Annotated in this window: 16 protein-coding genes; 9 read left to right on the top strand and 7 right to left on the bottom strand. The window is 68.3% G+C overall.

What is annotated here, in order from left to right:
* Nucleotides 1-63 precede the first annotated feature (63 nt).
* Nucleotides 64-1,371 carry an acyl-CoA dehydrogenase family protein gene (locus tag ACP7AG_RS11350; RefSeq protein WP_426009484.1) on the bottom strand — a complete coding sequence of 436 codons (1,308 nt, stop codon included), beginning with the start codon at nt 1,369-1,371 and terminating at the stop codon, nt 64-66.
* Nucleotides 1,372-1,502: 131 nt separating this feature from the next.
* On the opposite strand from ACP7AG_RS11350, the gene ACP7AG_RS11345 reads away from it, so the two are divergent.
* Nucleotides 1,503-2,105, top strand: coding sequence for a GNAT family N-acetyltransferase (locus tag ACP7AG_RS11345; protein ID WP_426009481.1), 603 nt, complete (start codon nt 1,503-1,505; stop codon nt 2,103-2,105).
* A gap of 3 nt (nt 2,106-2,108) precedes the next feature.
* Here ACP7AG_RS11345 and ACP7AG_RS11340 read toward each other — a convergent pair whose 3' ends face one another.
* Nucleotides 2,109-4,406: a sensor histidine kinase gene (locus ACP7AG_RS11340; RefSeq protein ID WP_426030890.1), complete on the bottom strand. Its 2,298-nt coding sequence runs from the start codon at nt 4,404-4,406 to the stop codon at nt 2,109-2,111.
* Nucleotides 4,407-4,561: 155 nt separating this feature from the next.
* Between ACP7AG_RS11340 and ACP7AG_RS11335 the strand changes: the two genes are divergently transcribed.
* From ACP7AG_RS11335 to ACP7AG_RS11310, 6 genes are all read left to right on the top strand, one after another.
* Nucleotides 4,562-5,233, top strand: coding sequence for an SH3 domain-containing protein (locus ACP7AG_RS11335; protein WP_426030889.1), 672 nt, complete (start codon nt 4,562-4,564; stop codon nt 5,231-5,233).
* Nucleotides 5,234-5,734: 501 nt separating this feature from the next.
* The gene (locus tag ACP7AG_RS11330) at nt 5,735-6,430 is read left to right on the top strand and encodes a response regulator transcription factor (RefSeq protein WP_426009472.1); all 696 of its coding nucleotides are present in this window, start codon (nt 5,735-5,737) and stop codon (nt 6,428-6,430) included.
* A gap of 122 nt (nt 6,431-6,552) precedes the next feature.
* Entirely contained in the window at nt 6,553-7,839 is a 1,287-nt protein-coding gene (locus ACP7AG_RS11325) for a hypothetical protein (protein ID WP_426030888.1), read from the top strand.
* A gap of 89 nt (nt 7,840-7,928) precedes the next feature.
* Nucleotides 7,929-9,464 (top strand): adenosine deaminase family protein, encoded by a 1,536-nt coding sequence (locus ACP7AG_RS11320; protein ID WP_426030887.1) that lies wholly within the window; start codon nt 7,929-7,931, stop codon nt 9,462-9,464.
* Nucleotides 9,465-9,533: 69 nt separating this feature from the next.
* Nucleotides 9,534-10,778, top strand: a complete 1,245-nt coding sequence (locus ACP7AG_RS11315) for a hypothetical protein (RefSeq protein ID WP_426009464.1) — start codon at nt 9,534-9,536, stop codon at nt 10,776-10,778.
* Nucleotides 10,779-11,118: 340 nt separating this feature from the next.
* Nucleotides 11,119-12,144 carry a hypothetical protein gene (locus ACP7AG_RS11310; protein ID WP_426030886.1) on the top strand — a complete coding sequence of 342 codons (1,026 nt, stop codon included), beginning with the start codon at nt 11,119-11,121 and terminating at the stop codon, nt 12,142-12,144.
* A gap of 96 nt (nt 12,145-12,240) precedes the next feature.
* Here the strand turns inward: ACP7AG_RS11310 and mutL are convergent, their stop codons facing one another.
* The gene (gene mutL, locus ACP7AG_RS11305; protein WP_426030885.1) at nt 12,241-14,166 is read right to left on the bottom strand and encodes a DNA mismatch repair endonuclease MutL; all 1,926 of its coding nucleotides are present in this window, start codon (nt 14,164-14,166) and stop codon (nt 12,241-12,243) included.
* Nucleotides 14,167-14,302: 136 nt separating this feature from the next.
* Here mutL and ACP7AG_RS11300 point away from each other — a divergent pair, with 136 nt between their 5' ends.
* Together ACP7AG_RS11300 and ACP7AG_RS11295 are read left to right on the top strand one after the other, a co-directional pair.
* The gene (locus tag ACP7AG_RS11300) at nt 14,303-15,289 is read left to right on the top strand and encodes a TraB/GumN family protein (protein ID WP_426030884.1); all 987 of its coding nucleotides are present in this window, start codon (nt 14,303-14,305) and stop codon (nt 15,287-15,289) included.
* Between the two features lie 212 nt (nt 15,290-15,501).
* Nucleotides 15,502-16,440, top strand: a complete 939-nt coding sequence (locus ACP7AG_RS11295; protein ID WP_426030883.1) for a TraB/GumN family protein — start codon at nt 15,502-15,504, stop codon at nt 16,438-16,440.
* A 96-nt stretch (nt 16,441-16,536) separates the two neighbouring features.
* Here ACP7AG_RS11295 and ACP7AG_RS11290 read toward each other — a convergent pair whose 3' ends face one another.
* The 4 genes from ACP7AG_RS11290 to ACP7AG_RS11275 all read right to left on the bottom strand — a co-directional run bounded on the left by ACP7AG_RS11290 (nt 16,537) and on the right by ACP7AG_RS11275 (nt 21,341).
* A complete protein-coding gene (locus tag ACP7AG_RS11290; protein ID WP_426030882.1) occupies nt 16,537-17,103 on the bottom strand; it encodes a DUF3035 domain-containing protein in 567 nt (188 codons plus the stop codon).
* Between the two features lie 112 nt (nt 17,104-17,215).
* Entirely contained in the window at nt 17,216-17,722 is a 507-nt protein-coding gene (gene lspA, locus ACP7AG_RS11285) for a signal peptidase II (RefSeq protein WP_426009445.1), read from the bottom strand.
* 183 nt (nt 17,723-17,905) lie between these two features.
* Nucleotides 17,906-20,890 carry an isoleucine--tRNA ligase gene (gene ileS / locus ACP7AG_RS11280; protein ID WP_426030881.1) on the bottom strand — a complete coding sequence of 995 codons (2,985 nt, stop codon included), beginning with the start codon at nt 20,888-20,890 and terminating at the stop codon, nt 17,906-17,908.
* A gap of 304 nt (nt 20,891-21,194) precedes the next feature.
* A complete protein-coding gene (locus ACP7AG_RS11275) occupies nt 21,195-21,341 on the bottom strand; it encodes a hypothetical protein (protein ID WP_426009440.1) in 147 nt (48 codons plus the stop codon).
* Nucleotides 21,342-21,528: the final 187 nt, after the last annotated feature.

Raw genomic sequence — 21,528 nt, 5'->3', positions numbered from 1 at the left:
GAAAGAAAAAGGCCTCCCGGTTTGCGCCGGGAGGCCTTCGTCGTTCAGCGCTCGGCGCTCAGATCAGCGAATCCCCGGCACCTGCCGCGCGGCTTCCCGCTCGACCTTCTGCTGGTAGGCGAGATCCCCGTACTTGCCGTATTCCATCCGGGCGATGGTGCGCTCGTGAACCTCGTCCGGGCCGTCGGCCAGGCGCAGGGTGCGGATGCCGGCATAGGCCTTGGCCAGGCCGAAGTCGGTGGTGACCCCGCCGCCGCCGTGGGCCTGGATGGCGTCGTCGATGATCTTCAGGGCCAGGCGCGGGGCGGCGACCTTGATCATCGCGATCTCCAGACGCGCCGACTTGTTGCCGGCCTTGTCCATCATGTCGGCGGCCTTCAGGCACAGCAGGCGGCACATCTCGATATTGATGCGGGCCTCGGCGATGCGCTCTTCCCAGACCGACTGATCGGAGATGTACTTGCCGAACGCCTTGCGGCTCATCAGGCGCTTGCACATCTTCTCCAGCGCCACCTCGGCCGTGCCGATGGTGCGCATGCAGTGGTGGATGCGGCCGGGGCCAAGGCGCCCTTGCGCGATCTCGAAGCCGCGGCCCTCGCCCAGCAACAGGCCGTCGATGACCGGCACCCGCACGTTCTTGAGGATCACCTCGGCGTGGCCGTGCGGGGCGTCGTCATAGCCAAACACCGGCAGCATACGGACGATCTCGATGCCGGGGCTGTCCATCGGCACCAGGATCTGGCTCTGCTGCTGGTGGCGGCTGGCGTTGTCGGGGTCGGTCTTGCCCATGACGATCGCGACCTTGCAGCGCGGATCGCCGACGCCCGAGCTCCACCACTTGCGGCCGTTGATCACATAGTCGTCGCCGTCGCGCTCGATGCGGGTCTCGATATTGGTGGCGTCGGAGCTGGCGACTTCCGGCTCGGTCATCAGGAAGGCGCTGCGGATCTCGCCGTTCATCAGCGGGCGCAGCCAGCGCTCCTTCTGCTCCAGCGTGCCATAGCGCATCAGCACTTCCATATTGCCGGTGTCGGGCGCCGAGCAGTTGAACACCTCGGAGGCGAAACCGATCTTGCCCAGCTGTTCGGCGATCAGGCTGTATTCGAGGTTGGTCAGCTGGACGCCCTCGAACTGGAACGTGTCGTCCACATGCACCTGGCCGCTGTGGGGCGGCATGAAGAAGTTCCACAGGCCGGCGGCCTTGGCCTTGGCCTTCAGTTCCTCGACGACCTGCACCACCTTCCAGCGCTCGGCCCCGAGCACGTTCATCTCCGACTCATAGACCGGGACGGCCGGCTTGATGTGCTCGTCCATGAACGCGGTGACGCGGTCGAGGAAACCGCGCTGGGTGGCGGAGATTTCGAAATCCATGGCGTTCCCGATCCCGTTCTTATGGCCGTCAAACAGTTGTTTGAACGATTTCTAGCTTGAACGGAGGCCGACGGCAAGCGGAGTGGCGGCCAGGGTTGCTGATCGTCGCGCGGCCCCGCAAAGTCATGACCATGAACATCCAGATTCGTCCCCTCGAAGGCCGCTACGTTCGGCTGGAACCGATCACCCCCCAACTGCCTGGCGAACTGCGGTCCGAGCTGAAGGGGGCGATCGACTGCGATCCCGACAGCTGGGAGATCATGTCGACCAACGGCTGCGGCGAGGGCTTCGCCGACTGGTGGGGCGCGTTGAAGGGCGAGACCGAGCGCGGCGAGCGGATCGGCTTCGCCATCCGCCGGCTGAGCGACAACAAGGTGGTCGGCACATCGAGCTATCTGAACATCCGCAAGCTGCACAAGGGCCTGGAGGTCGGCTCGACCTTCCTGCATCCCGACGCCCGCTCGGGGCCGATCAATCCGGAGTCCAAGCGGCTGCTGCTGGGCCACGCCTTTGACGCCGGGGCGATCCGGGTGGAGTTCATGATCGACGTTCGCAATTCGCGCAGCCAGGCGGCGGTCGAGAAGCTGGGCGCCGACAAGGACGGTGTGCTGCGCAACCACAAGATCACCTGGACCGGCCACGTGCGCGACACCGCCGTGTTCTCGATCACCGACGCCGACTGGCCGGGGGTCAAGCAGCGGCTGGATTACCGGCTGCAGGAGAGTTTTGTTTAGGGGTTAAAGCGGCAGCACCAGCTCCGTCCGCGCTCCGGTCGCGGCGCCTTCGAACACCAGCGTCCCGCCGATCCGCTCCAGCCGGAAACGGATGTTCTTCAACCCGTGCCCTCCGCCGGTGGCGTGCGCCGCATCGGCGACAGCGCAGCCGTCGTCGGACAACACGACCCGCAGCGCGCTGACCTCCTCGCGGACCTCGACTGACAACCGCGTGGCGCGGGCGTGCTTGATGGTGTTGGTGACGATCTCGCGGATCGCCGAGATCAGGGTCTTGTAGAGGGCGTAGTCCAGCACCCGGCGCTCGACGCCCGTCAAGGTGATGGGCCACACCAAGGCGATGCCCGCCACCTTCAGCCGCTCGGCGGTTTCGTGGCGCAGATCGGCGAGGATCTGGTTCAGCTCGACCTGGTCGCCAGACAGGCCACTGAGGATGACGCGGATGTCGGCCATAGCGTCGCGGACGTCGCGTCGCACTTCGCGAACGTCCTCGCGGTGCAGGCTGGTCAGCAGGCGGGCGCTGACGTCGTCGTGCAGGTCGCGGGCGATCCGCTCACGCTCCTCCAGCACGCCGCGCGCATAGGAGTCGCGGGCGGCCTCGGCCTTGCCCATCAACAGGACCAGCTGGGCGACCAGCCGGGTGTCGGTGGCGGTGAACAGCCGCCGACCCTGGAACGGATAGCGCAGGGTGGTCGCCGCCTCGCCCGCTGCGGCCGGCACCACCAGGGCCAGCCCGTCCTCCAGCAAAGCCGGGGCGCTCGGCGAGAGGTCGCTGAAGCTGACCTCCAGGGGATCGAACATCCGTCGCAGCAGGGCGGTCCAGTCGGCGCGACGCTCGGCGGCGTCGGGCTTGAAGGCCACCGACGCGGCCAGTTCGAACAGGGCGTCATCGCTGATCGCCGCCCGTCCGGCCAACCGCTTCCACACCCAGGCCCGTAGCGGCAGATAGGCCAGCGCCACCACCACGATCGACACGCCCAGCGCCGCGCCGCCCTCGACATGCAGGGCCATGACGAGCAGGGCGTCCAGGGCCAGCAGGGCCAGGGCGGTCAGGGCGCCGATGACGATGCGATAGGCCCAGAGGTCGAGGTCGAACAGGCGGTAGCGCCCCACCGCCAGGGCCATGCCGCCATAGACGAAGATCAGCGGCACAAAGGCGAAGCCGTCGCTGGCCGCCGAGGGGCCGCCCAGCAGCTTGGGCGCGGCCATCATCACCACCAGCAGGCCAGAGCCGCACAGGGTGATCAGTCCGATCCAGCGCAGGGCCCCGCGATCCAGCGGCCGGTGCTCCACCCGCCGCCATTGCAGGGCCAGCAGGGCGGCCAGCACCGGCAGGTGCGCCAGCAGGCCGGCGTAATAGACGCTGGCCAGAAGCCACCCCAGTCCCCCGGCCAGGCCCCAGGCGATGGCGGCTAGGCCAGCCGGAACTAGCCAGAACGGTCGGGCCAACCGGGTCGGAAAGAACAGGAACTGCGCCACCGTCGCCGCCGAGCACAGGCTGCTGCCGATCAGGTTCAGGGCGTTCAGCGTCAACAGCAGGCGGCCGTCGGCGGTCAGTTCCTTGGCGTCGAACAGCGCGCCGCTGAAGGCCGTGACCAGGATGCCGAACGCGGCCACGGCCAGCATCCTGGGCGCCCAGTCGCGCGGCCGCAGGGCCCAGATCCACACCCCGACCACGAACACCGCCAGCCCGCCGCCCAGCAGCATCCAGACGTCGAGAGACAGGTCCGACAGCGCGCGGGGACGGGCCGACAGGCTCAGGGTCTGGACGCGGCCTTCGGCGGCATAGCGGGCCCGAACCGGTCCCTCGGCGATCATCGCGGTCAGCCGCGTGCGGTCGGCGTACCAGCGGGCGATCGCGGCCGGATCGCCGACCGGCGCATAGTCCTGCAGGAAGCCCTCGGCCCGATCGGTGACGACGCCCCTCGACCCGGTCAGGGTGATCGTCGCGCCGGGCGACAGCACGGCCAGCACCTGGCGGTCCGGTCCGATCAGGGCGACCTGGTCGCGGGCGGGGACCACCCTCAGGCCGGCGGCGGGCATCTGCAATGCGGACCAGACGACGAGCAGCGCCAGCAGCGCCGCCACATGACCCAGCAGCAGGATCCGGCTGGCCGGCGCCCGCACGCCGCGCACGGCGTTCGGCCGCGCGAGCCCCTGGGACGGAGACTTGGCCTGGGGGGCTGAGGTGTCGATCATGGGGTTAGGGTGAGCACGGGGACTGAACTCGAAGCCGACGGGGACTCCCGCCAGTTTCCACGTCACGGCGGCTTTGTCGAAGGAAAGCATGGCCTTGGCGTTCATCTGCGTCGATCCGGGCGTTCGGCGAGCGTCGCGGCGCCCCCGCGCGGCGCGGCCTGGAGCGGTCATCCCCCTGAAGAGGGGGTCGCGGCCCACGCCCCGATCTTCAACAACCACGGGCAGGAACGGCGTCGGGACGCCGTGGGGAGAATGTTTCAATGACCAAGTCCATCACCACGCCCTTGGCGGCGATACTCGCGGGCCTCGCCTTGGCCGCCGCCGCGCAGGGCTCGGCCCAAGCCCAGGCGCTGCAGGTCAGCCAGGCCGGCGACGCCCAGCTAAGCTGCGAGCAACTGCAGGCCGAGGTCGCCCGCATGGACCAGATGATGGGCGCCTCCAACACCGCCATCTCCGGCGCCGAGGGTCAGTCCCGCATGGCGCAGAGCGGCGCCGCCCTGGGCCTCAACGCCGCGATGCGCAGCGGAGCCCTGGCCCGCATGCCGGGCCTCGGAATGTTCGCCAACGCCGCGGTCAGCGCCGCCCGGGCCAGCGCCGAGGCCAAGGTCGCCCGCGAAGGCGAACAGATCGCCATCGCCCAGCAGCGCCGCGCGATCATGAACGGCGTCTATCAGGGCAAGGCTTGTGGGACCCAGGCCACGGTCACGACGGTCTCGACGCGGACCGTCCCGGCCGCCGCGCCGTCCAGCCTGAGCTTGAAGGGCGATGTCGGCTTGAAGGCTACCGCCTCGCCCAGCGCGGCCGTTGTGCGGGCCATGACCGCCGGAACCGCCGTCTATCCGACCGGCCAGCGCAACGGCGTGTGGATCGAGGTCGATGACGAGCAGGGCAATCGCGGTTGGATTTCCTCGGCGATGGCCGTCCAGCGCTAGCGGGACGTCTTTCGACGCAGGGAAATGCGCGGCGAACTTCGGTTCGCCGCGCTTTTTTGTGTTTGATGGGAGGTCCCCGTTCTTGGATCTTCCCCCCTTTAATTCTCTTCATCCCGACGAAAGTCGGGACCCAAGCGCTCTATCCGGATTGAGGCTTGCGAACGGGACAGCCGTGAACCCTTGAGCCGACTCGGCTTGGGTCCCGACTTGCGTCGGGATCAATGGAAGTGGGGGGAAGGTGCTAGGTGACGCCCAGTCGCCCGGCGGCCTGACGCGGCCGCCGTCAGTCCTTCAACAGAGCGTGGATCACCATCACGAAACACGCCACCAGCACCAGCAGGCCGGACAGATAGGCTAGTTCGTTCATGACCGGATTCCCCTGAGCGACGCCCCTCCGACATCGTCCCGGCAGGATGGGCGCGGTGGGGGCCGGCCTCTACCCCCCAAACAGGGGGCCGTCCGCCGTCTGGCGTCGCGGCGGCGATGGGTTAGGTTGGGGACGTGGAAGCTCAAGCTACCCTTGGCGGCGTCGCGTCGCTCTACGATCAGGTGCTCATCGTCGAGGACCTGCCCGACACCTGCGCCTGGCTGCGCGAGGTGGTGCTCCAGGCGTTCGGCGAAGTCGAGATCGTCACCGCCGCCACGCTCGCCGGCGCGCGCGGCCATGTCGCCGCCCTGGCGCGGCCGGGGCTGCGCTCGCTGGCCCTGGTCGATCTGGGCCTGCCGGACGGCTCCGGCGCCGACTTCATCCGCGAACTGTTGCGGGCGGCGCCGGGCGTCACCGTGGTGGTCGCCACCATCTATGACGACGACGACAACCTGATGCGAGCCATGGCGGCGGGCGCCCAGGGCTATCTGCTGAAGGACAGGGACGCCCACAGCCTGGTTGAGCGGCTGCGCGGCCTGGCGGTGGACGAGCCGCCGATCTCGCCGGCCATGGCCCGCAAGATCCTTGAGCACTTCCGGCTGCGCGCCGCCTTCATGACCGCCGACCAGGGCGAGGCCGTCGTCCTGACCCCGCGCGAGACCGACGTGCTGCGCCTGGTCGGCCGGGGCCTGACCGTCAACGAGGCCGCGGAGGTTCTGGGTCTCAGCCCCTCGACCCTGTCGGGCTATGTGAAGACCATCTATCGCCGGCTGGGCATCAATTCGCGGGCCGAGGCGGCGCTGGAGGCCGCGCGGCGTCAACTGACCTGACCCACGGCGGGCCGCGTCCAATGGTCACGGTTGACGGATAACGTCGATTTTTGAGGTTGAGATGGCGTTATCCAAGTTCTTGTAAAGAATTCGCCAAGCCTTCGTATGTATGTTGCGGTGCCATGACGGCTATTGCTTGCTTGAGAATTCTGGTCGCCATTGGGGACCCCGAGACGGGTCGCCCGACGCCGGCCCCCCAGGTGCAGGCCGCCGCGGACCTGTATCTGAAGCACTGCTGGAAGGCCCCACGCCGCTATGGCGCCGTGGCGCCCCTGGCCTTCGTGCTGGCCGACAGCCGGGCCGAGCGCCTGGATCCGGTCGAGATGCAGGCCCTCGCCGTCGAACTGGAAGCGGGCCTTTTCCCCCGCCAACCCCATTCCGAAAAGGGGGCGGGCCAGGTGTGCCTGCTGACCTTCGAGGGTGACGAGAGCGCCGTCCTGCAGTTCGCCAGCCTGTCCCAGGCCGCGCTGGCGGGGCTGATCGCCGGCCGCGGCTATGCCGGCCCGCCCGGCCACGTGCAGGTAATTACCGCCGAAGAGATCCGCGCCGTGCCCAGCGCCCCGGCCGCGACCGAGGCCGAGGTCGCCGCGACCGCCGGGCCGATCCCGCCCGCCTTTGGGGCGACCAGCCCCGCGCCCGCCGTCGAGAACGCCGCCAAGCCCCCGGCGCCCCCCATCGCTTCGGCCGTAAAGCCGCCGCCGCCCGCCGCCACCGGCTGGTGGGGGGTCTATCATCCGCCGTCGGAGTCCTTCGTCGGGGCCGCGATCGGCCTGCGTGTCGATCTGAACCGAGCGCGTCCCGCCGACGACGCCGCCCTGCTGGCCCGCGACCTGACCTGCCTGAACGACGCCCACGCCGCCTTCGCCCGCCTGTCCACCGGTCAGGGCGGTGACGAGGCGGCGGTGCTGTTCCTGCCCTTCAGCTTCTGGAACCTGACCAATCCCTCGTCGCTGGAAGCCTACAAGCGCCGGCTGTCGCGTTTCCCGTTGGCCATGCAGGGCCGTCTGGGGGCGACGATCTATGACACCCCGCGCGAGCCGTCGCTGGGCACGCTGGGCCAGATCAAGACCTTCCTGCAGTCGACCTTCAGCTTCATCGACCTGAACATCACCGAGCCCAACTTCCCCGTCGCCACCCTGCCGGGCGAGCTGGCCACCAGCATCACCCTGTCTCTGCTGGACGAAGAGCTGCGCGTGCGCATCGAGGCCATCGCCAAGTTCGCCGCGATCCAGGGCTCGTGCCGCGCCAAGGGCGTGCGCCAGGCGATCACCGGCCTGCGCGACGCAAAGGAGCTGGACGCCTGTCGCGCGGCGGGCCTGCGCTTCGTCTCCGGCCCCGCGATCACCGACCTGATGGCCAGCCCCGTTGGCGCCAGTCAAGCGCGCGACCTGCCACTGAAAGTCGCCTAGCCAAGCTTTTCGCGTCGCTCGCCGAGCGTTGATTTGTCAAACGCCGCAAATCACCCTGCAAGAGGGGTGGACAGCGGCGGGGCGACGACATGGCGATCGGCGGACATCGGTTTCGGGCATGGGCGATCTATGCCGGCGCGCTGCTCGCCTTGCTCGGCGGACCGGCCGGCGCGGCGGCCTCGTCCGTCACGCCCGAGGCCCGCACGGCCGCCCGGTTCGACGCCATCGTCCACGACCGCGCCAAGCTGCGACTGTTCCTGCGGGCCATGCCCAAGGGCGGCGACCTGCACAATCACCTGGCGGGCGCGATCTATGCTGAGGACTTCCTGGCCTGGGCGGCCGCCGACGGCCTGTGCGTCACCACCGGCTCCCTGCCGGCCATCGTCGCCGGCCCCTGCGACGCGCCGGGCAAGGCGGCGGCCCAGGGCCTGACCACCCGCGATCCGGCGCTGTACGGCCGGGCGATCAACGCCCTGTCGATGCGCAACTACCAACCCGGCGCGGACGGGGCCCTGCCCTCGGGCCACGACCAGTTCTTTTCGACCTTCGCCCGGTTCAGCGCCGTGACCGACGGCCACCTGCCGGCCATGCTGGCGGCGGTGCGCGAACAGGCCGCCGACGACCATGTCTCCTATGTCGAGACCTCGGTGAACCCGGTGGCCATGTACGCCTTCGTCAAGGGTTCGCGCGACCGGCCCTGGGACGGCGACTTTGCCAAGGCCCTGGCCGGCCTCGAGCCCGGCATCCCCGCCTTCACCGCCCGGACGCGCCGCGAAATGGACACCGCCGAAGCCGAGGCCGATCGCCAGCAGGGCTGCGCCGCCAAGCCCGTCCGGACGGGCCCCTGCGCCGTGGTGCTGGGCTATCAGGCGTTCGGCGTGCGGGTGCTGCCGCCGCCCGTCGTCTTCGCCCAGCTGGTGGCGGCCTTCGCCTTGGCCGACGTTGATCCGCGCTTCGTAGGGGTCAATATCGTCGCCCCTGAGGACGATCCGACGGCGCTGAGTGACTATGCCATGCATATGCGGATGCTGGCCTTCCTGCACGCCCGCTATCCGAAGGTGAAGCTGTCGCTGCACGCTGGCGAGCTGGCCCTGGGCCTAGTCCCGCCGCGCGACCTGCGTTTCCACATCCGCGACGCCGTCGAGGTGGCCGGCGCCAGCCGCATCGGCCACGGCGTGGATATCGTCCACGAGGACGGCGCCCAGGCCCTGCTGGACCGGATGGCCAACGACGGGATCGCCGTCGAGATCAACCTGACCAGCAACGACCTCATCCTGGGCGTCAAGGGCGCCGACCACCCGCTGACCCTCTATCGCCAGGCCGGGGTGCCGGTGGTGCTGTCGACCGACGACGAGGGCGTCTCGCGCATCGACATGACCAATGAATATCTGCGCGCCGCCGTCGAGCACGGCCTGCGCTATGCCGACCTCAAGGCCATGGCCCGCACCAGCCTGGATGTCGCCTTCCTGCCCGGAGAGCCCTTGCGGGGCTGGGCGGGCGGGCGGGCGCCCGCCTGCATCAAGGCGGGCAAGGCCTGCGACGCCTTCCTGGCCAAGAGCCCCAAGGCCGCCCTGCAGTGGAAGCTCGACCGCGATTTCGAGGCGTTCGAAAAAGCCCAATCATAAACCAATGCGTCAGTCAGTCGCGCATCCGGAGCACGACTTCGCTAACCGTTCCGGCGCACCGTCCCGCGCATGACAGCGATCGCATGCCTCAAGGTCTTCGTGGGCGACGAACTGCGGTTCGCCGACAATGACACCATGGCCGCCCTGGTCGGCAAGGTGGCCGGGGCCTATCTGGAGACCACCTGGCTGTGGCCGCGCCGCTATGGCCTGGTCGCGCCGTTTTCCTTCGTTCTGGCCGACCCCCGCGCCACCCAGCTGGACGCGCGTGAGCTGCAGGCCCTGGCGCGTGATCTGCAGTTCAAGCTGTTTGGGGAGAAGGGCGAGGGCGACATCGCCCTGCTGATGTTCGAGGGCGACCAGACCGACGTCATGAAGTTCGCCGGCATTGGCGGGGCGCAGCTCAAGGCCTTGCTGAACGGCGAGGACGACGGCTCGCTGGTTGGCCGGATCTGTCGCATCACCCCCACCGAGGTCAGTTCGGTCGTGCCCCAGGGCGGACCGGTGTGCGGAACGCCTCCGATGGAGGAACTGGCCGCCTTGGACCCGGTCGCCCAGGACGCGGGTCCCCCCGCCCGAACGGTGTATCGCGGCGTCTACCACACCGGCCGCGAGGTGTTCATTGGCAGCGGCGCCACCTGGCGCGCGGCCAATGTGCCGTCGGCCTTCGGCTTCACCGCCTCGCATGCCGACATCGACCATCCGGAGAATGACATCGCCACCCTGGGCGGCGTCGCGGCGGCGCTGGCGAGCGTGCCGGTCGGGGTGATGTTCTTCCCGATCAGCTTCTCCACCCTGGTCAAGCCCGGCGCCCGCGCCGCGTTGCTGCCGCACCTGGAGGCCCTGCCCCGCGCCTCGCGTGGGCGGCTGGCCGCCTCGATCTATGACACGCCCCGGGCGCCGTCCTTTTCGGCCCTGTCGCAGGCGCGGCGCTTCCTGGAGCCGTTCTTCTGCCGCCTGGACCTGAGGGTCACCGACCCCGCCTTCCAGGTCGACGAACTGCCCGTCGACCTGGCCAGCAGCGTCACCCTGGTGCTGCCGGCGGGCGAGGAAAAGGCCCGGCTGGCGGCGGTCACGCGCTTCATCCGCGAGGCCGACGCCTATCGCCGCAAGAAGGTCTGGCAAGGCCTCAACGACGTGCGCACCCGGCGCGAGCTGAACCACTGCCTCGACCTCGGCGCGCCGTTTCTGACCGGAGCGGCGGTCACCGACCTGCTGGAGGCCCCGGTGGGCGCCACCAGCCTGTCGTCGCTAAGCCTGCCGATGCACGAATGGTCGTCGGGTCCGGAGCAGAAGGCGGTGGTGACGGCGGCTTAGCGGCTTTACCCACCATCCGTCTTCCCGGCGAAGGCCGAGACCCAGATCCCCAGACGCCCAGGCTGAATCTGGGCCCCGGGCTTCGCCGGGGAGACGGAATTTGGGACCCTCCGAGCCCACTCCCGACCGCCGCCCGCAGCGCCGAGGCCGCGCCTTGAACCCTGGCGGGCGAGCTTGCTCTAACGTCCGACCGCGTCAAGGACTGCCCGAAGGGCCGCCGCGCCGCGGCCGGCCAAGCAGCCGGTCCTTGACTCGACCAGACGCCAGAGCTCCCCTCCACCAACGATTTAAGTTGGAGCCGAGTCCAGCCTGGCGGAAATCGCGGTTCGGGGATCTTTTAGTGGCCATACGAAAGACAACGATCGTCCTTGGTGCCGGATCGAGCGTGGGGTTCAAACTGCCAGCCGGACCAGCGCTTGGAGCCACCATCGCTGCGATGGTCACATTCATCTATGAGGAAGGCTACAAGCGCTCGAAGGGCGATGCGGGAATACACGACTACTTCGTGGCGCAGGGGAATAGCGAGGCGCAAAAACTGTGGGCTGCAGCCGCCAGGGTGGCGGAAGGTTTGCCATACTCGTTGTCGATAGACGATTTTCTATACAAGCACGGTCATGATCCTCAAATGATCAAAACGGGGAAGCTTGCCATCGCGCGCGCAATCCTCAATGCTGAACGTTCTTCAATTCTCAAGCACATTGAGGCACGTGAGCGACTCGTTCAAGATGCCGCCTTAGGAAGTGCAGGGGGAAGTTGGCTCAATCAACTGCTTATACTTCTGCAATCGAATTTGCAGAAGACACGCATTGCTGACGTATTTAACGGGTTGACTATAATAAATTTTAACTATGATAGGTGTGTTGAATATTACGTGTTCCACGCGATGCAGCGAGCATTCAGGATAGATAGTGACCAGGCGTCCAGCCTGATGAAAAATCTACACATCATACACCCTTACGGGAAAGTCGGAGCGCTCCCTTGGGAAGGCACGGCAATCCCTTTCGGTCAATCCATAGGAGGGATGGAGCTTGGCCGTATTTCGGAACAAATACTAACGTTCACCGAACAGTCTCATGACGAAGAAGATCTGCGCGAAATCCAGAAGGCGATACAGCAATGCGAGATGTTACTGTTTCTCGGATTCGCGTTCCATCCTCAAAACATGCAGTTGCTCGATGGCCCTGGGCCCCACCAATCGAAGCGGATATTCGGGACAGCGTTCCGCGAATCAGGCTTCACGCGTGACGTCTTCGTTAGCCGGGTGACGAGCCTTGTTGGCTTGGAGCGCATCGACGGGGTGGCCAATCTCTTCGACATGGACTGCGATACATTCATGAGTAACTTTGGCCTGGCGATACTCGCTTAGCCGCCATTTTCCTGGCTGGCTAAACGCCCGGGTTCCGGCTGCGGTCAACTGGACTTCCCAAAGGTAGATTTAGAGTTAGCCACAAGCTGTCGCCCCCTACCTTCGCCCAAACAACCGCTCGATATCCGCCAGCTTCAGTTCCACATAGGTCGGCCGCCCGTGGTTGCACTGGCCGGAGTGCGGCGTGGCCTCCATCTCGCGCAGCAGGGCGTTCATCTCCGCGCCATTGAGCCGCCGCCCGGCGCGGACGCTGCCGTGGCAGGCCATGGTGGAGCAGACCTCTTCCAGGCGCTCCTTGAGGGCCAGGGCCTGGCCGTTCTCGGCCAGGTCGTCGGCGATGTCGCGGACCAGGCCGGCGGCGTCGGTCTTGCCCAGCAGGGCGGGGGTCTCGCGGACCAGGACGGCGCCGGGGCCGAAGCTCTCGATCACCAGGCCCAGGGCCGCCAGCTCGTCGGCGCGAGCGACCACGCGTTCGGCCTCGGCGGGGTCCAGCTCCACCACCTCGGGCAGTAGCAGGGCCTGGCGGGCGACGCCGCCTGCGCTGAGTTCGCCCTTCATGCGCTCATAGACCAGGCGCTCGTGGGCGGCGTGCTGGTCGACGATGACCACGCCGTCGCGGGTCTGGGCGACGATATAGGTCTCGTGCACCTGGGCCCGGGCCGCGCCCAGCGGGAAATCGACGGGGTCGAAGGGCGCGGCTCGGCCGTCTCCGAAGCCGGGATAGGCCACATTGGGCGCGGCGTCATAGTCGCCATAGGCCGCGTCGCGCACCGCCTCGGCGACGCCGTAGCCGCCGCCATAGTCAGGGCTTGCCTCGACCCGCGCCGAGACGTCCGACAGTCCCGGCAAGTCCTGGGGCGAAGGCCGCGTCCAGCCGCCAGCCTGCCAGGCCGAGAAGCCGGCTGGCGACGAGCCGGGCTGGTAGTGTGGGTAGCCGCCTCCCGACAAGGACTGCGCCCGGAAGCCCTCCAGCGCGCTCGCTGCCGTGGTGGTCGAGGCCCGGTGTCCCGCCCCCGCCAGCGCATGGCGCAGCGCCCCGACGATCAGACCGCGCACCAGGGCCGGGTCGCGGAACCGCACCTCGGCCTTGGCCGGGTGGACATTGACGTCCACCTCCGAGGTGTCGAGGGAGATGTAGAGCGCCGCCGTCGGGTGGCGGTCCCTCGCGAGAAAGTCCGCATAGGCGGCGCGCAGGGCGCCCTGCAGCAGCCGGTCGCGCACCGGCCGGCCGTTGACGAACAGGTACTGGTGGGCGGCGTTGCCGCGGTTGTAGGTCGGCAGACCGGCGAAACCGGTCAGGCGCACGCCGTCGCGGGTCTGGTCGATCTCGATGGCGTTGTCCTGGAAGTCGCGGCCCAGCACGGCCGACAACCGAGCCAGGCGGCCCTGCGGTCCGGGATGCTCGGGCGCCAGGCGGATGACCCGGCGGCCGTCGATGTCCAGGCTGAAGCCGACGGACTCGTTGGCCATGGCCTGGCGCTTGATCTCCTCGGTGATCGCCAGAGCCTCGGCGCGCTCGGACTTCATGAACTTCAGCCGGGCAGGGGTGGCGTAGAACAGGTCGCGCACCTCGATCCGCGCCCCGTGGTCGCCGGCGAAGGGGGCGGGGGCCACGTCGCCGACGCTGCCGCCCTCGACCAGGATGGCGAAGGCGTCGCGCGCGCCCTTTGCTCGCGAAGCGATCGACAGCCGCGCCACCGAGCCGATCGACGGCAGGGCCTCGCCCCGAAAGCCCAGGGTGTGGATGGCCAGCAGGTCCCAAAGGCCCTGGGCGTCTGGCGCGAGCTTGCTGGTGGCGTGGCGCTCGATGGCCACCGGCAGCTCCTCGGCAGAGAGGCCGCAGCCGTCGTCGGCGACGAGAATGCGGGTCAGGCCGCCGCCATGGGCCTCGACCTCGATCCGCGTGGCGCCGGCGTCGATGGCGTTGTCGACCAGCTCCTTGATGGCGCTCGCGGGTCGTTCGACCACCTCGCCGGCGGCGATGCGGTTGACGGTCTCGGGCGGCAGGCGGCGGATCGGCATCGGGAGTGGGCTTTCGGGCGCGGAAGGACCGCATTGCGTCTTCGTAATTTGACCGGCCAAGCTCGGGGCCGTCCAAGTGCGGGAAGACCGATCATCCTAGATCGATTCCGCCGCCCTTCGAGGATCACAGATAGTGATGATTGGACGTCTCGCCGCCAGCCTGGCCGGGTTGCTATTGATCTCCACCCCCGCCTTGGCCCAGCAGGCGGTCGACGCCTCGGGCCCGATCGAACTTCACCGCGTCGATCCCGAGGCCAATCTGGTCGAGGCCCTGGTGGTCAATGCCCGCCTGCCGGGTCCGGCCTGGTGGAAGGTCAGCGACGCCGACACCGTGATCTACGTGCTGGGCGTGCCGGCCTTGACGCCCTCGAAGCTGGACGTCGACAGCTCGGTGCTGAAGCGGCGGCTGGACGGGGCCAATGTGCTGATCATGGGCCAGGAGGCCGATGTCAGCCTGGTGCGGATCGTCGCCCTGGCCTTGGGCGGCAAACGCTATTTCATCAGCTCGACGCCGATGCGCCAGACCCTGCCGCCCGAGCTGCGGGCCCGGCTGGAGGCGCGGCTGCTGGCCAGCAAACAGAAGCTGGACAGCCTGGATGAGGTCAAGCCCGCGTTCGCCGGCTTTGTGGTCGCCAATTCGCAGGACGGCAATCTGTCGATCAGCGTGGGCGGGGTGACCGACACGATCCGCGAGATCGCCAGGAGCAAGGACATCGCCGACCGGCCGCGCATCCAGACCTTGCCGGGCTACAGCCTGGTCGAGGCGGTCAAGACCCTGGGGACCGCGCCCCAGCCGCTGCAGGAACTGTGTCTCGACGCGGGCCTGCGCCAGGCCGAGAGCGGCGAGGGTGGGATCAAGCTGCTGTCAGAGCGCTGGGCGCGGGGCGAGGTGCGGGCCGTGGTCTTGGCCGATCGCGGCTTCTCGCGCTGCCTGGCCTCGACCCCCTCGATCGCCCGCGAGCTGCGGTCGGGGCGCGACGACGCGGTGGTGGCCATCGCCGCGGCGCTTGGCAAGCCCGGCAAGGCGGTGGCGGTGATCGAACTGCGGTCGCTGCTGGCGCAGGATGGGGTGCTGGACCAACTGCGCGGGCGGGGGTTCGTGGTGACGACTCCGGGGGAGTGATGGATGGCTTTTCCCTCCCCGCTCTGGGGAGGGTGGCCCCGAAGGGGTCGGGTGGGGCTTGATGAGGCAGGCGGCGTAGCCCCATCCGTCGGCTTCGCCGCCACCCTCCCATAAAGGGCCAAAAAGGGGAGGGAAGGGATGACCGGATGACGGTTGAACAAAAGGGGCAGGTGGGGCGCTCATGCAGCAACAACTTCCTCCGGAGACCCGACATGCGGCGATCATGGCCCTGGATGCTGGCGAGCTTCGCCCTGGTCGCTGGAACGGCCCACGCCCAGGTGATCGACGATCCCGAGGCCAATGTCGTCGAGGCCCTGGTGGTCAACGCCAAGCTGCCGGGGCCGGCCTGGTGGCGGATCTCCGACGGCGACACCACGCTCTATCTGCTCGGCACCCTGCACTCGCTGCCCAACAACCAGCCGTGGGACAAGTCGGTGCTGGAGCGGCGGATGGACGGCGCCTTCGCCCTGATCCTGCCGCCCGAGGGCAAGGCGGGCGTCACCGACATCCCCGCCCTGCTGGCCTTGCGCGGCAAGTTGAAGTCTCGCCAGCCCCTCGACGCCGCCGTGCCCGACCTGGCGCCCAAGCTGGCCCAGGTCCGCGCCCAGCTGCGCAAGAGGCCCGACGCCTACAGCGTCTGGAGCCCGCTGGGGGCCGGGATCGAGATCGCCGGCGACTATCGCAAGAGCGCCAAGCTCGACCCGTTCGAGCCCGAGCGCACGGTGGGGCGGCTGGCGCGCAAGCATGGCGTCAAGGCGCGGCCGGTGGCGTCCTACAAGTTGATGCCCCTGGCAAAGGCGGCGGTGCGCGGACATTCCGAGGCCGCCGGCCGGGTGTGCCTGGAGGGCGTGCTCGACGAGGTCGCCGCCGGGGCCGGCGCGTCGCGGACCGCCGCGGCGGCCTGGGCCCGAGGCGACGTGCGCGGCGCGATCGACGGCCCCCGCAACTTCCAGCGCTGCATGCTCAGCCTGCCGGGCATGGCCGAGCTGGAGCGACGCGGCAACCAGGCCGAGATCGACGCCCTGGTCGCTGCCATGCGCACGCCGGGCCACGCGGTGGCCCTGTTCCCCATCCGGGGACTGGTGGCCCAAGGCGGCGTGCTGGACCAGATCCGGGCGCGGGGGTTTGCGGTGTCGACGCCGGGGGAATAGGAGGCTTGAGAAACCCTCTCCCTCTGGTAGAGGGCCAAAAAAAGCCCGGAAGCTTTCGCCGCCGGGCTATTCCTTGAACTCACAAACGACCGAAGCCTACAGCCCCGGAAGCTTGATCCTGCTCTGCTTTTCGCGGGTGATGACGATCGTGCCGGCGCCGGTCAGGGCTTTCAGGCGGGCCTCTTCGGTGGCGGCGTCGACCGTCACGGATTCGGTGGCGCCGGTTTCCGAGGCGGTGGGGGCGGCGGTCTTGTCGCCCTTCTTCCAGAACATCACCTTGCTGGCGAAGCTCTCGTCCTTGTGGGCCAGGTCGCCGTTCTCGTCATCAACGACGAAGCGGATCAGCGGGTCGGCCTTGTCGACGCCGGCCTTGGCGACCAGCAGCTTCTCGCCGTCGGAGCGGCCGGCGGCGTTGCTCTGGCCAATCAGGGCCTGGCGTGCGGCGCTTTCCGGCTGCAGTTCCTGCGGGCGCGGCTCGCCGGGGGCCGGCGGGCGCAGGCTGTAATCCGGCGGCACGACCAGCGGCGCCTTGGTGACGACGCGGAACTCATCCGGCACCACCTTGGCCATGCCGAGGGCCTTGGAGGTCGATTGGCAGCCGGCCAGGCCTGCAGCGGCCACTGCGGCCAGGACGCCAAGGGTCGCGACCCGATTGAAACTCATGAAAACCGTGCTCCAGCGGCCCGCCCCCGGGTAGGCCAAATTTCGGACGCCCTCGATACGACATCCGGGGCCGGGCGCCAATCTTCCTTGGAAACGTGGCGCCGTTAAGGCTTCAGAGGCCGTGCCCGTCGGGATGAGCCAGCTTTTTTTCTTCCGACAGGAAGCTGTCCAGCAGCAGCAGGGCCACGCCGAGGTTGATCGCCGCGTCGGCGACATTGAACACCCAGGGGAAATGCAGGCGCGAGACGTCGATGAAGTCGATCACATGGCCATAGCGGATGCGGTCGATCAGGTTGTTGCCGATCGCCCCGCCCATGATGAAGCCCAGGCCCGAGGCCATCAGCGGCCGGATCGCCTTGCGCGCCCAGATCCCCAGGCCGATGACCACGGCGGCCGAGAACAGGGTCAGCAGCCAGCGATATTCCGGCCCGCGAAACAGGCCAAAGCTCATGCCCTGGTTATGGACCAGGGTCAGGTACAGCGGGCCAACCACCGGCAGGCTGGCGCCTTGCTCGGTCCCCAATGTGGCCAGGATCCAACCCTTGCTGAGCTGGTCCAGCACGACGGTGATCGCGGCGATGGCGTAGGCGGTCAAGCCGAGGCGGGTGATCGATTTCATGGTTCGTCGCTCTTCCTTTGATCCTCTCCCAGAGGGAGAGGAAGGGGCCTGCCGCGTAGCGGCGGGAAGGTGAGGGGTTACGCTGTTTGCCGGCGTGCCGGCACGCCGTCTAGCATCTTAACCCCTCACCCTCCCACGCCTGGCGGCGCGGGCCCCTCCCTCTCCCTCTGGGAGAGGGAGATCTTAAACCGCGTGTTCGCGATCCCACCACGCCACCGCTTCGGCGTCGCGGAGGCTAAGCTCGGGATAGCGCGGATCGGTTCCCACCTCCGGCAGGATGCGCCAGGAGCGCGCGCACTTCTTGCCGTCGGCGAGTTTTGGCTCCACGGCCACGCCCTTGACCTCGTCCAGCGCGAACGCGCCGGTGGCCTCGCCGGCCACCAGCGTCGCGGCGCTGGTGCGGAACACCTCGGCGGCGTCCAAATCGTCGAAGGCTGCCAGTAGGGCGGCGTCGTTGATGTGCACCACCGGCGCGCCTTCCAAGGCCGAGCCGAGTCGCTTTTCACGACGTTCGACTTCCAAGGCCGAGGTCACCACCGAGGTCACGGTCTCGACCTTGGCCCACCGCGCGGCCTCGGCGTCATTGCGCCAGGCGGCCGGCGTCTCCGGCATCACCCGCAGCACGTTGCTGCCCGCCTCGGGGAAGCGCGTCGTCCAGGCTTCTTCCATGGTGAAGCTGGTCAGGGGCGACAGCCACACCGTCAGGCGCTCGAACACATGGTCCAGCACCGTGCGATAGGCCCGGCGGCGCAGGGCCGTGGGGATGTCGCAATAGAGGCAGTCCTTGCGGATGTCGAAGAACAGGCTGGACAAATCCCCTTGGCAGAAGTCGATCAGCGGCCGGATCACGTCGCTGAACCGGTAGGCCTCGTAGGCGGCCTTGACCTGGCCGTCGAGCTCCCACAGCCGGTGCAGGATATACTTCTCGAGCGGCGGGAAGTCGGCATAGTTCGGCACCCGCTCGGCCTCGTCGAAGCCGGCCAGGGCGCCCAGCAGGTAGCGGGTGGTATTGCGCAGCTTCCGATAGGCGTCGGTGGTGGTGGCCAGGATGGTCTTGCCGATCCGCTGGTCCTCGGAATAGTCGACCATCGCCGCCCACAGCCGCAGGATCTCGGCGCCGCTCTCCTTGGTGATGGTCTGGGGCTCGACGGTGTTGCCCTTGGACTTGCTCATCTTCTCGCCGTTCTCGTCCTGGGTGAACCCGTGGGTGAGAACCGCCTTGTAGGGCGCGCGGCCGCGCGTGCCGCAGCTTTCGAGCAAGCTGGACTGGAACCAGCCGCGATGCTGGTCAGAGCCTTCCAGATAGAGGTCGGCCGGCGACGCGCTGTCGTTGCGGCCTTCCAGGGTGAAGGCGTGAGTGCTGCCGCTGTCGAACCAGACGTCGAGGATGTCGACGACCTTTTCGTACTGGACGGGATCGAGCGGACCCAGGAAATCTTCGTCGGGACGCTCGAACCAGGCGTCGCTGCCGCCCTCGCGGATGATCGCCAGGATACGGTCGTTGACGGCCGGGTCGATCAGCGGCCGGCCGGTTTCCTTGTCGACGAACATGGCCAGCGGCGTGCCCCAGGCGCGCTGTCGGCTGATCAGCCAGTCGGGACGCGACTCGACCATCGAACCGATGCGGTTGCGCCCGGCCTCGGGGTGGAAGGCGGTGTCGGCGATGGCCTTGACGGCCACCTCGCGCAGGGTCTGGCCGCCCAGGGTCGGCACGGCCTGATCCATGCGGATGAACCACTGCGGGGTGTTGCGGAAGATCACCGGGGCTTTGGAGCGCCAGCTGTGCGGATAGCTGTGCTCGACCCGGCCGCGCGCCAGCAGGTTTCCGGCCTCGATCAGCCTGTCCATCACCGCGCCATTGGCGGCCCCGAACTTGCCGGTCTTCTTGCCCTCGGTCTCGATGACCTTCAGGCCCGCGAACAGCGGCACATGCGGGAAATAGGCGCCGTCGGGATCGACGGTGTCGGGGATGGAGTCCAGGGCGTAGCCGCTCTTCAGCCAGACCAGATAGTCGTCGGCGCCGTGGCCTGGGGCGGTGTGGACAAAGCCCGTGCCGGCGTCGTCGGTCACATGATCGCCAGCCAGCAGTGGCACGTCGAAGCCGTAGCCCCCATCGGGATTAGGGTCGAAGGTCGCCAAGGGGTGGGCGCAGATCAGGCCCGTCGGATCGACCGGCTCGGCCCGGCGCCAGGACGCGACCTTGGCGGCCTTGCGGACCTCCTCGGCCAGCTTGTCGGCGACGATCAGCCGGTCGCCGACCTTGGACCACGGGGCGAACTCCAGGTTCTCCTCGAGGGCCTCGACCTCGTAGAGGCCGTACTCGACCTTGGGGTTGAAGCTGATCGCCCGGTTGGCCGGGATGGTCCACGGGGTGGTGGTCCAGATCACGACGCTGGCGTCGTTCGGCTGCAGGCGGAAGACGTTGTCACCGTCCTTGTTGCCGGACAGCGAGAAGTGCTCCTCGTCATAGGCCCTGACCGGGAACTTCACCCACACCGTCGGCGAGACGTGGTTGTGGTACTCGATCTCGGCGTCGGCCAGGGCCGTGCGCTCGACGGGGCTCCACATCACCGGCTTGGAGCCGCGATAGAGCTGGCCGCTGGTGGCGAACTTGTGGAACTCGGCGACGATGGTGGCTTCGCTGCTGTAGTCCATGGTGGCGTAGCGGTTCCACCAATCGCCCAGCACGCCCAGGCGCTGGAACTCGACCTTCTGGGCCTCGATCCAGCCGGCGGCGTATTCGCGGCAGCGCTTGCGGAACTCGGCGGCCGGCACCTCGTCCTTGCGGCGGCCCTTGGCGCGGAATTCTTCCTCGATCTTCCACTCGATCGGCAGGCCGTGGCAGTCCCAGCCGGGCACGTAGTCGACGTCGTAGCCCAGGGCGAAGCGCGAGCGGACCACGAAGTCCTTCAGCGTCTTGTTCAGGGCATGACCGATGTGGATCGCGCCATTGGCGTAGGGCGGGCCGTCGTGCATCACGAACAGCGGGGCGCCGGCCGCCTGGCGCGCTGCACGCACCGCGCCGTACAGGCCCTTGTCGGACAGCGCCGCCCAGCCCTCCAGGATCTCGGGCTCCTTCTTGGGCAGGCCGCCACGCATCGGGAACGGGGTGTCGGGGAGGAAGACGGTTTCGCGGTAGTCGCGAGCGGGCGTGGCGTCGTCGGCCATGGCAAAGCTATCCAGCGTAGGGGTTCGGAAGAGGGGTGCGGGTCTGATCCCGGCACGCGCACCGGCAAGCGTCCAGCGGCGTCACGCCGGGCGGCTAATTCGCGAGGTTTTCCGAACGAAAGACATGGGCGGGGGATAGCAGAGGTGGGGGAGGGGGGCAAACCTCCACTCACCAACCAAACCTGTCATCCCGGACAAGGCCCGCAAGGCCGCAGATCCGGGACCGCCGGAAACGCTGGCCCTCACGCGTCGATCCCGGATCTTCGCGCTGCGCGCTCGTCCGGGATGACAATCATTTTCGCCCCTACCGCCGCGCCGCGCCGTTCATCGCCCACAGCGCCGCGTAGGTGCCAAACAGCACCGCGGCCATCGAGAGCAGAAACATCAGCAGGCTCTGGCTCAGGGCGACGCCCAGGGTGATCAGGGCGGCCAGGGTCCAGAGCGCGGCCAACAGGCGGCCTTCGCGGGAAGGAGGCGTCAGGCGAGGCGGTATCAGGCGCTTGGCGGCGCTAAGCGTTCGTCTCCAAAATCCACGCCCCGCGAAATCATAGGTCAAGACCACGCCCCTTCTACACTGCCGTGAAAGGTGTAGGCGCGTCAAAGGGTCGCGTCCACGGAGAAAACCGGCGTTCTGTCGA

It is taken from the genome of Caulobacter sp. DWP3-1-3b2 (assembly GCF_049896325.1).
GTDB lineage: Bacteria > Pseudomonadota > Alphaproteobacteria > Caulobacterales > Caulobacteraceae > Caulobacter.
The sequence above is the reverse complement of the archived record's forward strand: the minus strand, read 5'-3'. Positions and strand labels throughout refer to the sequence as shown.